A 12,478-nucleotide genomic window follows, 5' to 3' on the forward strand; every position below is an offset into this window, starting at 1 on the left:
GGCGTTCAGGCGCCTCCGGGGCTCACCCGATCAGCGCTTCCAGCCCTTCGCACAGCTCGGCCAACGACGGCATCTCCTTGAGCAGCACCGCGGGGGCCAGGCCCAAGGCTGCGCAGACCTCGGTCGGCACCTGGGCGGCCATCGCGTCGGCATTGAGCTGGTGAAGCTCGGCGCGGGCGCGCCAGGCGGCCAGGTGCAGCACGCCGGCCACCGGGTCGAACTTGGGCTGGGCCAGCGGCGCCGGGAAGTGGCTGATCGCTTCGACAAACGAGCGCGGGAAGCGCCACTGGCGCGCCAGCTCCGAGCCCACGGTCGCGAACTGGTAGCCGAAGGTGCGCTCCTCCAACGCCAGACGGTCGTCGTCCATCGGGGACGACTGCTGGTCGAGCTGCAGCATGGCGGCGGGCATGCCGGCATGCATCACCAGCTCACCGATGGCGTGCATCAGACCCACGGTGAAGGCCTGGTCGCGGTTGACCTGCACCTGCTGCGCCACCCAGCCCGACACGGCCGCCGCGTGCATGCTGTAGCGCCAGAACTGGTTCAGGTCCAGCCCCGGCATGGACTTGTAGCCCCCGGTCAGCCCCGAGCTGATCACCAGGGTGCGCACCGTCACGAACCCCAGCATCGCGATCGACTCGGGCACCGTGCCGATGGTGCGCGACACATGGTAGTAAGCCGAATTGGCCAGACGCAACAAGCGCGCCGACAGCACCGGATCGGCCGCCAGCTTGCGGGCGATCTCTTCGATCGAGATGTCGTCGTTGTTGAAGCTGTCGATCAGTTCGTGAACGATCTTGGGGACGGCAGGCAGGGCCTGAGGTTGTTTGAACAGTTCGTCGAGCTGCATGAAAGTGGGCGTCCGGAGCGCGGACGCAGTAAGGTATCGGGAGCGCCAGAGCCGCTGTCGTGTCACGCGGTGGCCCATGATGTGAACATCGGTGTGGCGACGCTCACATTGGAGCACGGGCCACGCCGCTTCGCGCATCGCACAGGAGTCCGGATCATGCTTGATTTCCCGTATTTTCCATCTCGCCCCCGTTCAGGGGGGCGGCGCCAACTGAGCTGGGCGCTGGGCGTCAGCCTGCTGGGCCTGGCTCTGCCCGGCCAAGCCCAGGGCATCGACCCGAACCTGCCCCTGCGCAACCTGATCGTCGAGTGGCGCATCGAAGGGCAGGGGCAGGTCCGCGACAGTGGCGCCGGCGTGCGCCAGGGCCGCGTCATCATCGACAGCCAACGTGGCGTGCTGGCCCAGGGCGATGTGCGCCTGGGCACCTGGCAGACCGAGTCCCAGAGCCGTTCGGTGCAGCAGGTGCAGGTGCTCAATGGTGGCCGTGCGCGCCTGTTCGTGGGCCGCAGCCAGCCTTACACGGTGTGGCAGTGGGCGTATGCGCCGGCCCAGGCACCGCGTCATCGGCCGCCTCACCCTGGCGGCCAGTTGCCACCGGTGCAGGTCTGGGGGCAGACCGAGTGGCTGGACCTGGGCCAGGGCCTGAATGTGCGCCCGCGCTGGCCAGGTGGCCAGGCCCCGGTGACCGTCGAGCTCGAAGCCAGCGCCAGCCAGCAAAGCGCCTACGAGCCCGACGGCCAGATCCGCCACAGCGAGGTGGCCAGCACGGTGTCGGTGCCTCTGGGAGAATGGACCGTGGTGGCCCGCAGTGGCCGTCGTGCGCAGGCCACGCGCAGCGGCACGTTGTCCACCGACACGATCGACGACACCCAGTCCGAACAGCTGGCCATCCGCATCAGCGCGCCGTGAGCGCGCGCGACGTCCACGCAACGCATCGACCCCACAAGCCGAGCTCATCGGCAGGAGACCCCGACATGGCTGACGACAAGCCCTTGCCCTTTGCCGCCCACACCCAGGCCCTGATGGACAACATCCGCCGCGCGGGTTTCCCGCCGATCAGCCAGCAACCGGTGGAGATGGCGCGCAAGGCCTATGCCGCCGGCGTGGGCGCGATGGCGCACCCGCCCGTGCCCTTGCCCCGGGTGGAGCCCTTCACGATTCCCGGTCCGGCGGGTGACATCCCGGCGCGCCTGTGGGCCAGCACGCACGACAAGGACCTGCCGGTGTTCCTGTACCTGCATGGCGGCGGCTTTGTCGTGGGCGGCATCGACACCTGCGAGGCGATGTGCAGCCAGGTGGCCCACCAGAGCGGTGCGGCCGTGGTAGCCATTGACTACCGCCTGGCGCCCGAACACAAGTACCCCGCCGGCCTGGAAGACTGCATGGCGGCGCTGCGCTGGCTGGTCGAGCACGGTCACACCAAGCACCTCGATGCCAGCCGCATGGCGGTGGGCGGGGACAGCGCAGGCGGCACGCTGGCGGCCATCCTCGCGGTGCTGGCACGCGATGCCGACATCCCACTCAAGCTGCAGGCGCTGTTCTACCCGTCCGTGCAGGTGGGCGTGCGCACCGAATCCTTCATGACCTACGGGCGCGCCACGTTTTTGAATGCCGAACTGATGAAGTGGTTTGAAAGCCATGCCCAGGGCGGCCACCTCAGCGAGCGCTGGCACCGCGAACCCTTGCACGCGCCCGACCACCGCGGCGTGGCCCCCGCGTGGATCGGGCTGGCGCAGTGCGACCCGCTGACCGACGACGGCTATCTGTACGCCGACAAGCTGCGCGCCGCCGGTGTGCCGGTGGAGCTGCGCGTGTGGCCCGGCGTGATCCACGACTTCATCAACATGGGCCGTTTCCTGCCCGAGGCCGCCCAGGCGCACACGGCCCTGGCCGAGGCGCTCAAGCTGGCCTTTGCCGCCTGAATGGCCGCTTGAACGCTGCGGCCTGATTCAGGGCGCGGGCCCGGCGCCTTGCGGCCACAGCACCCACAGCGCCAGGTTCTGTTTGGTGCGGCCGGCCAGGGCCAGGGCCTCGTCGCCCCAGCCCCAGAAGTAGTCGGCCCGCACGGCGCCCAGGATGGCGCCGCCGGTGTCCTGCGCCATCACCAGTTTCTGCAAGGGCGCCGCAGCGCTGGCGTTGCCGTTGGCCGACCAGACGGGCGGCACCGTGCTGTCCAGCCACACCGGCGTGCCCAGCGGCACGCTGTCGCGGTCCACGGCGATCGAACGCCCGGGCGTCAGCGGCACGCCTTGGGCGCCACTCGGACCCACATTCGGGTCGGGCAAGGGCTCTTCACGGAAGAAGACCACGCGCGGGTTGGCGTGCATCATCTCGTCGACCCGGGCCGGGTTGGCCGTGGCCCAGTTGCGGATGGCCGGCCAGGACGCCTGCTCCAGCGTGAACGCCCCCTGGTCCACCAGCCAGCGGGCCACCGACACATAGGGCTGATCGTTGTGGCCGCCAAAGGCCAGGCGCACCACCTTGGGCTGGCCCTGCGCATCACGTTCGTCTTGCAGGCGGATGCGGCCCGAGCCCTGCACCTGGATCAGCAGCACGTCCAGCGGATCGGCCAGGTAGACCAGTTCGCGGCCGGCCAGCGCGGCGCGGCCTTCCGGCGTGCGCTCCAGCTCGTTGCGGCTCAGGAAAGGCTTGCGCGTGCCCAGGCCTTGCGGCGCCCGGTGCAGTGGGTAGCGAAAGCGCGCATCGGGGGCACGCCGGCCGTCCAGCAGCGGCTCGAAGTAGCCCGTCAGCAGGCCCGAGGCGCGCCCGTCCGGGCTGCTGACCCGCCAGGGCTGCAAGCGGCTTTGCACCCACTGGCGCACGAAGCCGTCCTGCACCTGGGTGCCCCATTGGGGCCCGAGCTTGCGCACCTCGGCACACACGGGGGCCCAGGCGGCCGCAGGCTTCACACAGCCGCGCCACAGCGCCGGCCACCACTCCTGCACCGGATCCTGCTCCCAACCCGGCAGATCGGCCCAGCTCGCAGCCGTCCAGATGGACTTGGGCCGCTGCCAGGTCACCGGTGGTGTCCCCGGCGCGCCGGCAACCACCCCGGGCGACGTCACCGGGGCGGGGGTTTCGCGGGGCGTGGGCGACAACAGGCTGCAGCCCATCAGGCTGCCTACAATCAGGGCGGGAATGGCCCACCGCAACTTGGATAACGGACGAACGATCATGTGGTTGATTGTGCTGGAAGCCGCTGCAGCCCTGGCCGTGCTGGTGGGCCTGGTCTGGTGGACGATGTTTTCAGGGCGCCGCCGAGGCGAGTTGTCCCATGAGGAGACCGATCAGGACGCCGATCAGGACGAGGACCGCGGCGGCAACAAGAAGCTCAAGGGCTGACGCCACATGCGCCGGCGGATGGCCTGCCACAGGCGGGCCCGGTCGACCAGACGCACGCCGCGCGACCGCACCGCCACCCGCAGCGCCAGCGCGAAACTCACGCCCACATTGAGCATGCCCGTCAGCGGCACGGCGGCCACGCACCACCACAGTTGCGGGTTGTGGATGACGTCCCAGCCCAGGGTCGCGGCCGCAGCGGCCGTCTGACCCGCCGACAGCGTGACGTGGCGGATGTCCAGCGGCAGCCCCAGGAAGCTGGCCACCACCGGCACCACGCCCAGCATGAAGCCCAGCGAGATGTTGGCCGCCAGGCCCGAGATGTTCTCGCGCCACCACACCGCCCAGCGGGCCGCACGGTGCGCCCCCAGGCGCGCGCGGATGCGCGGGTTCCAGCGCATGGCGCTGTCGAGCCGGTGCAGCACGAACCAGTTCTCCACCCAGCCCGCGATGATGCTGGACGAGAACAGCAGCACCCCGGTGAAGGCCGCATACCAGAGCGAGGGGCCCAGCAGGGTCATGTTGTGGAACACATGGTGGGCCTCTTCCTTGCTGAGCAGCGGGGCCCCCAGGGCCCACCACGCCGCCAGCTGGACCAGCAGCACCAAGGGCGCCACCACCATCAGGTTGCCCACGATGCCCGCCACCTGCGAGCGGATCAGGTGGGCCACCTCGTCCACAAAGCTCTCGACGCCGGCCTCGCTGCGCGTGTCCTCCAGCTTCGCGGCCATGGCCGGTGCCGTCATGGCGGGCTGCTTGGTCGCCACCGTGAAGTGCAGCCACTGCACCACCACGAAACTGGTCGCGTAGTTGAAGCCCGCCGCCATGCCGCTCCAGAAGGGCGACAGCCCCAGGCCCAGCATCACGAACTTCATGAAGGTGGTCACGGCCATCACCGCGCCCCCGCCAGCGGCGCTGCGCAGCATCTGGCGGTACTCGGCGCGCGTGCGGGTGATGTAGTGCTCGCCGGTCTCGGCACTGCGCTCGGCCACCTTGCGCGCCAGCATCGAGTAATGCTGGGTGAACAGGGCGCGCACGCTGCGGCGCTCCTCGCTCACCTGCAGCAGCTCGATCAAAAAGCGGCGCAGCACCGGGCCGGGCTTGGGGCTCAACACGGCTTCGAGCAAGCGCTCCATGCGGCGGCAGCGCTCGCACAGTTGGTCGATCTGAAAGACCAGGTCCATCGAAATGCCGTGCTCTTCCAGGTGGCCGTGCAGGCCACGCGCCGCGCTGGCACAGGTGTCGAGGAGGGCGCGCAGGTACTGGGCCTCGTGCAGCAGGGCCGCCGAGGGCGGTGCATCGGGCCCGGCTTCCTCGGCGTGGGCCAGGGCCAGCTCGTGCACCCGCTCGGTCGTTTGCGACAGGTGGCGGAAGGCATGCCGAGCGGTGGCCTCGTTAGAGCGGCCTTCGGCCTGTGCCATCTTGGTGTCAAAGTCCACGTCCACCCGCACGCCCATGCGCGAGCGAAACGCCGGCGAAAAGCCCGCCGCGCGGATCTGCGTGGCCAGGTAGAGCATGGCGTCGTGGAAGGGCTCGCGCCAGCCCAGCGGACAGGCGGCACCGTTACAGCGCGCCGGGTCCAGCTCGCGCATCGCGTCGGCCCACACCTCGCCGATGGCGTTGAGCGTGCGCTCGTCCAGATCGGCCAGCCATTGCGCGTCGGCCGGGTCGTCGAACAGCAGGTTGAACAGCGTGCCCAGGTCGTCGGTGTCCGGGCTCAGGGGCAGCATGCGGCGGCGCAGGCGCTCGCCCAGCTCATTCAAGAAAGAGGTGCGCGGCGAAAAGCCGAAGTCGGCCAACAGCGCGGCCACGTCGCCATCGCGCCAGATGCTGGCCAGCATGCTGACCACGCGGGCGCGGCGTGCCAGGTCGTGCTGGAGCTCGGCCACCAGGGCACGGGTGCCCGGCACAGGCCCGGCCCGGCGCACCCATCCGAGCACGCGGATCAGCCACAGGTGCCGCACGGCCTGGGGTGCTTCAGGATCTGCCCCGTCCAGCAAGGCCAACAGTTCAATGTCTTGTCCGGGGCGGGACCACCAGGGGACCCGTCGCCACCATTGCGTGATGCGGGAAAGCCTCTTCATCGATCAGTGCAGGGATTGCTGGCGCGCCAGCGTGAAGGCCGGGATGGGCGCCTCGAACGCCTCGGCGGCGTCGGTCATGCAGAAGTAGGTGCCCTCCATCACGCCGTGGGGCGTGTTCAGGCGGGTCCAGCTCGTGTACTCGAAGCGCTCGCCGGGTTTGAGCAGGGGTTGATTCCCGACCACGCCCAGGCCGCGCACCTCCTCGACATGGCCGGTGGCATCGGTGATGACCCAGTGGCGGCCGATCAACTGTGCCGGCACCTCGCCACTGTTGACGATGGTCACCGTATAGGCAAAGGCGTACTCGTGTCGCACGGGATTGCTCTGGTCTTCCAGGTACTGGGGGACCACGGCACAGGTGAATTGGGCTTTGCTCATGCGGCCCATTCTAGGCAATCCCTTTTCGGGGACTCTGTGACATACCCTGGCAAACCCTGGGGCTGTCTTTTTACAATGGCATACCCATCCACCGAAAGGCCCTGTTCCATGTCGCGCACCTTCCGCATCGCTCCCAGCATCCTGTCTGCCGATTTCGCCCGCCTGGGCGAAGAGGTGCGCAACGTCATCGACGCGGGGGCCGACTGGATCCACTTCGACGTGATGGACAACCATTACGTGCCCAACCTGACTTTCGGGCCGATGGTGTGCGAAGCGCTGCGCAAGCACGCCGTCAAGGCCGACGGCACCGCCGTGCCCATCGACGTGCACCTGATGGTGCAACCCGTGGACGCCCTGGCCCAGGCCTTCGCCAAGTCGGGCGCCGACATCGTCACCTTCCACCCCGATGCCTCCACCCACGTGGACCGCACCTTGCAGCTCATCAAGGCCGAGGGTTGCCAGGCCGGCCTGGTGTTCAACCCCGCCGCCTCGGTCGAGGTGCTGGAGTACGTGATCGACAAGGTGGACGTGGTGCTGCTGATGAGCGTCAACCCCGGCTTCGGTGGCCAGAGCTTCATCGACAGCACGCTGCGCAAGGCCGAGAAGGTGCGCAAAATCATCGACGCGTCGGGCCGCGACATCCGCCTAGAGATCGACGGCGGCGTGAAGGTTGACAACATCCGCCGCATCGCCGACGCGGGTGCCGACACCTTCGTGGCCGGCAGCGCCATCTTTGGCAAGCCGGACTACAAGGCGGTGATCGACGCGATGCGCGCTGAGCTGGCGAAGTAAGCCTTCGGTCGGGGTGGCGCTCACGCTATCCTTGCCGCCATGCCCAGCTACCCCCGCCCCCTCACCTCCCGACTGCCCCAGGTCGGCACCACCATCTTCTCGGTGATGTCGGCCTTGGCCGCCGAGCACGGCGCCCTCAACCTGTCGCAAGGTTTCCCCGACTTCGACGCACCCGCCGAGCTGCTGGCCCTGCTCGACCAGTACGCTCGCGGCGGCCACAACCAGTACGCGCCGATGACCGGCGTGCCGGTGCTGCGCGAGGCGATTGCCGCCAAGGTGAGCGCGTTGTATGGCGCGTCCTACGATGTGGACGCCGAAATCACCGTCACCGCCGGGGCCACGCAGGCGATCTTCACCGCCGTGGCCGCCCTGGTTCACCCCGGCGACGAGGTCATCGTTTTCACCCCGGTGTACGACAGCTACGCCCCTTCGGTCGAGTTGCAAGGTGGCAAGGTCGTCTACGCCCACCTGACCCTGCCCGACTACCGCCCCGACTGGGACGAGGTGGCCCGCCTGATCACGCCGCGCACGCGCCTGATCATCCTCAACAGCCCGCACAACCCCACCGGCACGGTGTGGACGGCCGAGGACATGGCCCGCCTGGAGGCCCTGGTGAAGAACACCGACATCGTGCTGCTCAGCGACGAGGTCTACGAACACATGGTGTTCGACGGCGCCCGCCACGAAAGCGTGCTGCGCTACCCCGGCCTGGCCGAGCGCGCCTTCGTCGTCTCCAGCTTCGGCAAGACCTATCACATCACCGGCTGGAAGGTGGCCTACTGCCTGGCCCCGCGCGAGCTGATGGCCGAGTTCCGCAAGGCCCACCAGTTCATCGTCTTCACCGTGCACGCGCCTTCGCAGTACGCCTTGGCCGATTTCATGAAGCGACCCGGCTGGTACGAGCAGCTCAAGGCCCTGTACCAGGGCAAGCGCGACATCTTCCGCCAGGCACTGGCCGGCTCACGTTTTGAGCTGATGCCCTGCCAGGGCACCTACTTCCAATGCGTCAAATACGGGGCCATCAGCGACGAGGGCGACCGCGCCTTTGTCGAGCGCCTCACGCGCGAGCACGGCGTGGCTGCCATCCCCGTGTCGGCCTTCTACCCCGATGGCGAAGACCATGGCGTGATCCGCTTCTGCTTTGCCAAGTCGGCCGCGACGCTGGCGCAGGCGCTGGAGCGCTTGATCAAGTTATGAAGAACCCCCCTCTTTGAGGGGAAATGAAGGCCGATGGGCGCACGCACGTGTACTGACATGTGTCCGACACCTTCGAAAAATAGATTGAACCCAACGACTTCGTTGGTCTGACGGTCGTCTCCCTGGTCACCTCTGCACCCACCGTGTTCCAAACGGGCGGGCGGGTTGGCTGCGTCCTTCTGTTTTTCGAGTGAGTTCCCATGACAGACATCAATCAAAAGCGTCGCAATCTCATCAAGGGGTTCGGCACGCTGCCCTTCGTGGGCGCCTTGACGGCTCTTCACGCGCGTGAAGCCCTGGCAGCCGGCACCACCGAGCGCGTGAGCAGCCCCTATGGCGCCATCGCACCGGTCAACGATCTGACAACCGGTTTGCCGCTGCTGCAATTGCCCGCCGGTTTCACCTACAAGAGCTACGGCTGGACCGGCGACCTGATGGCCAACGGCCTGCCCACGCCGGGCGCCCACGACGGCATGGGCGTGGTGCGCACCCGCAAGCTGGGTCGCAGCACCGAAATCGTGCTGGTGCGCAACCACGAACTGGGCACAGGCAGCGATGCCAGCTTCTTCGGCGCACCGGCGGTGTATGACAACACGCCCAGCAGCGCCGGTGGCAGCAGCTACTCGGCGGGCGGCACCACCAACCTGACGTTCCGCGACGGCAACTGGATCAAGACCGAGCCCAGCCTCGGTGGCACCCGCACCAACTGCGCCGGCGGCCCGACCCCCTGGGGCACCTGGCTGACCTGCGAAGAAGTGGGTTCCGACTCGGTGTCGGCGGGCGGCTTCAAGCACGGCTATGTGTTCGAAGTGACGGCCGACCCCTTGCAGACCTCGGCGCAGCCCATCGTGGGCATGGGCCGCTTTGCGCACGAGGCCGCGGGCATCGACCCCACGACCGGCCATGTCTACCTGTCGGAGGATTCCGGCGGCAAGTCGGGTCTGTATCGCTATGTGCCGGTCAACACCTCCGGGACACCCGGCTCCTTGGCACAAGGCGGCGTCTTGCAGATGGCCAAGGTGGTGGGCCAGAACAACGTGAGCGTGATCGGCGCCCAACTCGGTGACAGCCATGCCCTCGAATGGGTCACCGTGGCCAACCCCGACCAGAACCGCGGCAACGCCACCGGTCTGAACGGCCAGGTCATCTCCAACGCCTCGGGCCCCTTTGTGCAAGGCTGGCAACAAGGCGCCCTGCGCATGAACCGCGGTGAAGGCATCTGGTACTTCGGCGGCAAGATGTATGTGATGGACACCTCCGGTGGCCCGGTGGCACAAGGCACCATCTGGGAGATCGACCTGGCCAGCCAGGTCATGACCTGCATCTACGCCTCGCCGAGCACCAGCGTCGGCACCATGGGCGACAACATCACGGTCAGCCCGCGCGGCGGCCTGCTGATTTGCGAAGACGGCTCGAACATCACCGACGAGTTCGGCACCGGGCTGCGCCTGATGTCCCTGCATGACGACGGCAAGGTGTCGATCTTCGCCAAGAACAACATCAATGTCACCTCCGCCCAATTGACAGCTGTGGGCAAGAAGGCCTCGCTGGCGGGTGACCGGCGCGGCAACGAATTCTGTGGCGCATGTTTCGATCCCTCGGGCCGCTACCTGTTCGTCAACATCCAGACGCCGGGCATCACCTTTGCCATCACCGGCCCATGGACCAAGGGTTCGCTGTGAGCGCGCACTTGTCACACCCACCCCGCATCTCATCAGGAGTTTTCATGAAACTGCACCACATCGTTCTGGCGGCCTTGATGGCCACCGGCATCACCCAGGCTCACGCGGCGATCTTCCAGGGCGCAACCGGCTCGCCTGCCAATGTTGTGACCGACTACAGCACCGAATCGCTGATCTCTTTCGACCTGGATCTGGCCGAGCTGTCCACGGTCACGTTGAACTACAGCGTTGACGCCTCCGATCTGGCCAACGGGTCGCTCTCCCTGAACGGCCTGATTCGCAACCTGTCGGGACTGGGCCTGGACGGCATGACCTTCCAACTGTCGGGGACGAACTTTGGCATCCACGGCACGTTCGGGACCGATGGCTTCGCGCAGATCGCCGATGCGGGTTACGCACAGCAAGAAGGCTGGGTGCACTTCTCGCCCAGCCTCACCAGCGAGTTCTATCTGGGCAATCCGCTGGGTACGCTTGATGCGCAGGACTGGGGCGTGAGCCTTCAGGGCTTGGCCATCGGATCGCAGATCGCGCTGACCGTCTCGGCCGTGCCCGAGCCCAGCACCCAGGCACTGCTGCTGGCTGGTCTGGGCATGATGGTACTGGCACGCCGGCGCCAACAAGCGCGCTGATCGGCGTGGTGACGTGTGATGGCCGGAGAGAGAACGCTCAGGCCGGTCACACGTCAGGTGGAAGATGCCGGATCACGCTGAAAACAAGCGGGCTGCATGCAGCCCCAAGCCGGTCGCCACCGAGGCGAGTCGATCACCACGCACCGCCCGAGCCGCCGGGAAGGCCGCGCCGATCTGATCGGTCAGCAGCTTCAAACCGGTGGAGCCCCCGGTGAAATACAGCGCGCTGATGTCGCTGGCCGGGATGCCGGCCTGGGCCACCGTTTCGTGCGCGCAGGCCACGATGCGGGCCAGGTCGTCACGCAAGGCGGCCTCGGCCTGGGCGCCCGTCAAGGGGCTGTGCAGGCCGGCTTCGATCAGGGCCAGGTCGATGTCGGTGTCGCCGCCTTCGGCCACCGCAATCTTGGCGGCTTCGGCACGCCCCACCAGAGCGTGGCCCAGGCGCTCGCGCACCACCTTCATCAGACGCTGGTGGTGCACAGGGTTGCCGTAGAAGTCGACCATGCTGCGCAACTCGGCCATGCGCTGCGGCTGATACACGGTGTTGATCAGATGCCAGGTCGTCAGATCAAAGTACACGCGGCTGGGCACCGGGCGCGGCGGCTGCCCGCCGATGCTCGGCCCGAAGGCGCCGTAGCCCATTGGCGGCATCACGCTCGCCAGTGACACGCGGCGGTCAAAGTCGGTGCCGGCGATGTGCACGCCGTGGTTGGCCAGGATGTCGTCGCGGCGATCCAGCCGCGTGGCCCGCTGCGGCCCCACCCGCACCACCGAAAAGTCCGAGGTGCCGCCGCCGATGTCGGCCACCAGCACCAGTTCTTCCTTTTGCGCGTGCTGTTCGTAGTCGAACGCCGCCGCAATCGGCTCAAACTGGAAGGCCACGTCGGTGAAGCCCACCGCGCGGGCCGCCGCTTCCAGCGAAGCCTGTGCGGCCGCATCCCGCTCGGCATCGTCGTCCACAAAGAACACCGGGCGCCCCATCACCACCTGGCTCAAAGGCTGGCCACCGGCCTGTTCGGCCAGGCTGCGCAGGTGGCGCAGGTAGCCGGTGATGATGTCGAGGTACTTCACGCCCAGGCCGTTGCCCACCTCGGTGGTCTGGTCCACCAGGGCGGTGCCCAGGATGCTCTTCATCGAGCGCATCAGGCGCCCCTCATAGCCTTCGATGTAGGCCTGAACGGCCGCACGACCGAAGGTGCGCGGCAGGCTGTCGTCAAAGTGGGTGCCACGCCAGGTGCCCGGGGGCAGGTCATCCGCGTCGGTGCAATAGAACACCGCCGTCGGCATCGTCAGGTGTTCACCTTCCAGCGGCACCAGGCACATCCCCGGCCCCTCGGTCGGCGCCCGCGGAATGGCGATGGCCGAGTTGGAGGTGCCGAAGTCGATGGCGCAGTAAGACATGGTGCAGGCCCGAGCGGGCAAAGAAACAGAGCAAGGCGGGCGATTGTAGGCGCCCTCGTCCTGGCGCGTTTGGCCGACGGGGAACGCCCCAGTACGTAACGCTTGATTGCAATTTCCCCCCGCAGG

General features: G+C 67.8%; 12 protein-coding genes. 7 read left to right on the plus strand and 5 right to left on the minus strand.

The features are described 5' to 3' along the window. Positions 1 to 22 precede the first annotated feature (22 nt). Positions 23 to 850: an HDOD domain-containing protein gene (locus RBT42_RS07410; protein ID WP_320363652.1), complete on the minus strand. Its 828-nt coding sequence runs from the start codon at positions 848 to 850 to the stop codon at positions 23 to 25. Between the two features lie 156 nt (positions 851 to 1,006). On the opposite strand from RBT42_RS07410, the gene RBT42_RS07415 reads away from it, so the two are divergent. Together RBT42_RS07415 and RBT42_RS07420 are read left to right on the plus strand one after the other, a co-directional pair. Beyond that, positions 1,007 to 1,759, plus strand: a complete 753-nt coding sequence (locus tag RBT42_RS07415; protein ID WP_320363654.1) for a hypothetical protein — start codon at positions 1,007 to 1,009, stop codon at positions 1,757 to 1,759. Positions 1,760 to 1,824: 65 nt separating this feature from the next. Beyond that, the gene (locus RBT42_RS07420; protein WP_320363655.1) at positions 1,825 to 2,772 is read left to right on the plus strand and encodes an alpha/beta hydrolase; all 948 of its coding nucleotides are present in this window, start codon (positions 1,825 to 1,827) and stop codon (positions 2,770 to 2,772) included. A 27-nt stretch (positions 2,773 to 2,799) separates the two neighbouring features. Here RBT42_RS07420 and RBT42_RS07425 read toward each other — a convergent pair whose 3' ends face one another. Then, positions 2,800 to 4,026 (minus strand): murein transglycosylase A, encoded by a 1,227-nt coding sequence (locus RBT42_RS07425; RefSeq protein WP_320363656.1) that lies wholly within the window; start codon positions 4,024 to 4,026, stop codon positions 2,800 to 2,802. Here RBT42_RS07425 and RBT42_RS07430 point away from each other — a divergent pair. Beyond that, a complete protein-coding gene (locus RBT42_RS07430) occupies positions 4,025 to 4,192 on the plus strand; it encodes a hypothetical protein (RefSeq protein ID WP_320363658.1) in 168 nt (55 codons plus the stop codon). The genes RBT42_RS07425 and RBT42_RS07430 overlap by 2 nt on opposite strands. Here the strand turns inward: RBT42_RS07430 and RBT42_RS07435 are convergent. Further along, positions 4,150 to 6,273, minus strand: a complete 2,124-nt coding sequence (locus tag RBT42_RS07435; RefSeq protein ID WP_320363660.1) for a site-specific recombinase — start codon at positions 6,271 to 6,273, stop codon at positions 4,150 to 4,152. The genes RBT42_RS07430 and RBT42_RS07435 overlap by 43 nt on opposite strands. Before the next feature lie 3 nt (positions 6,274 to 6,276). Continuing rightward, entirely contained in the window at positions 6,277 to 6,651 is a 375-nt protein-coding gene (gene apaG / locus RBT42_RS07440) for a Co2+/Mg2+ efflux protein ApaG (protein ID WP_320363662.1), read from the minus strand. A 108-nt stretch (positions 6,652 to 6,759) separates the two neighbouring features. Here apaG and rpe point away from each other — a divergent pair, with 108 nt between their 5' ends. The 4 genes from rpe (at position 6,760) to RBT42_RS07460 (ending at position 10,951) form a co-directional block, all read left to right on the plus strand. Further along, positions 6,760 to 7,443, plus strand: coding sequence for a ribulose-phosphate 3-epimerase (gene rpe / locus RBT42_RS07445; protein WP_320363664.1), 684 nt, complete (start codon positions 6,760 to 6,762; stop codon positions 7,441 to 7,443). Between the two features lie 39 nt (positions 7,444 to 7,482). Further along, complete coding sequence (locus tag RBT42_RS07450; protein ID WP_320363666.1) at positions 7,483 to 8,640, plus strand: pyridoxal phosphate-dependent aminotransferase; 1,158 nt, start codon at positions 7,483 to 7,485, stop codon at positions 8,638 to 8,640. Positions 8,641 to 8,840: 200 nt separating this feature from the next. Next, positions 8,841 to 10,322, plus strand: a complete 1,482-nt coding sequence (locus tag RBT42_RS07455; protein WP_320363668.1) for a PhoX family protein — start codon at positions 8,841 to 8,843, stop codon at positions 10,320 to 10,322. Between the two features lie 44 nt (positions 10,323 to 10,366). After that, positions 10,367 to 10,951: a PEP-CTERM sorting domain-containing protein gene (locus RBT42_RS07460; RefSeq protein WP_320363670.1), complete on the plus strand. Its 585-nt coding sequence runs from the start codon at positions 10,367 to 10,369 to the stop codon at positions 10,949 to 10,951. A 72-nt stretch (positions 10,952 to 11,023) separates the two neighbouring features. On the opposite strand, the gene RBT42_RS07465 is transcribed toward RBT42_RS07460, so the two are convergent. Then, the gene (locus RBT42_RS07465) at positions 11,024 to 12,352 is read right to left on the minus strand and encodes an Hsp70 family protein (RefSeq protein WP_320363672.1); all 1,329 of its coding nucleotides are present in this window, start codon (positions 12,350 to 12,352) and stop codon (positions 11,024 to 11,026) included. Positions 12,353 to 12,478: the final 126 nt, after the last annotated feature.

Origin of the sequence: Aquabacterium sp. (assembly GCF_034003525.1) — a bacterium.
Taxonomy (GTDB): domain Bacteria; phylum Pseudomonadota; class Gammaproteobacteria; order Burkholderiales; family Burkholderiaceae_C; genus Aquabacterium.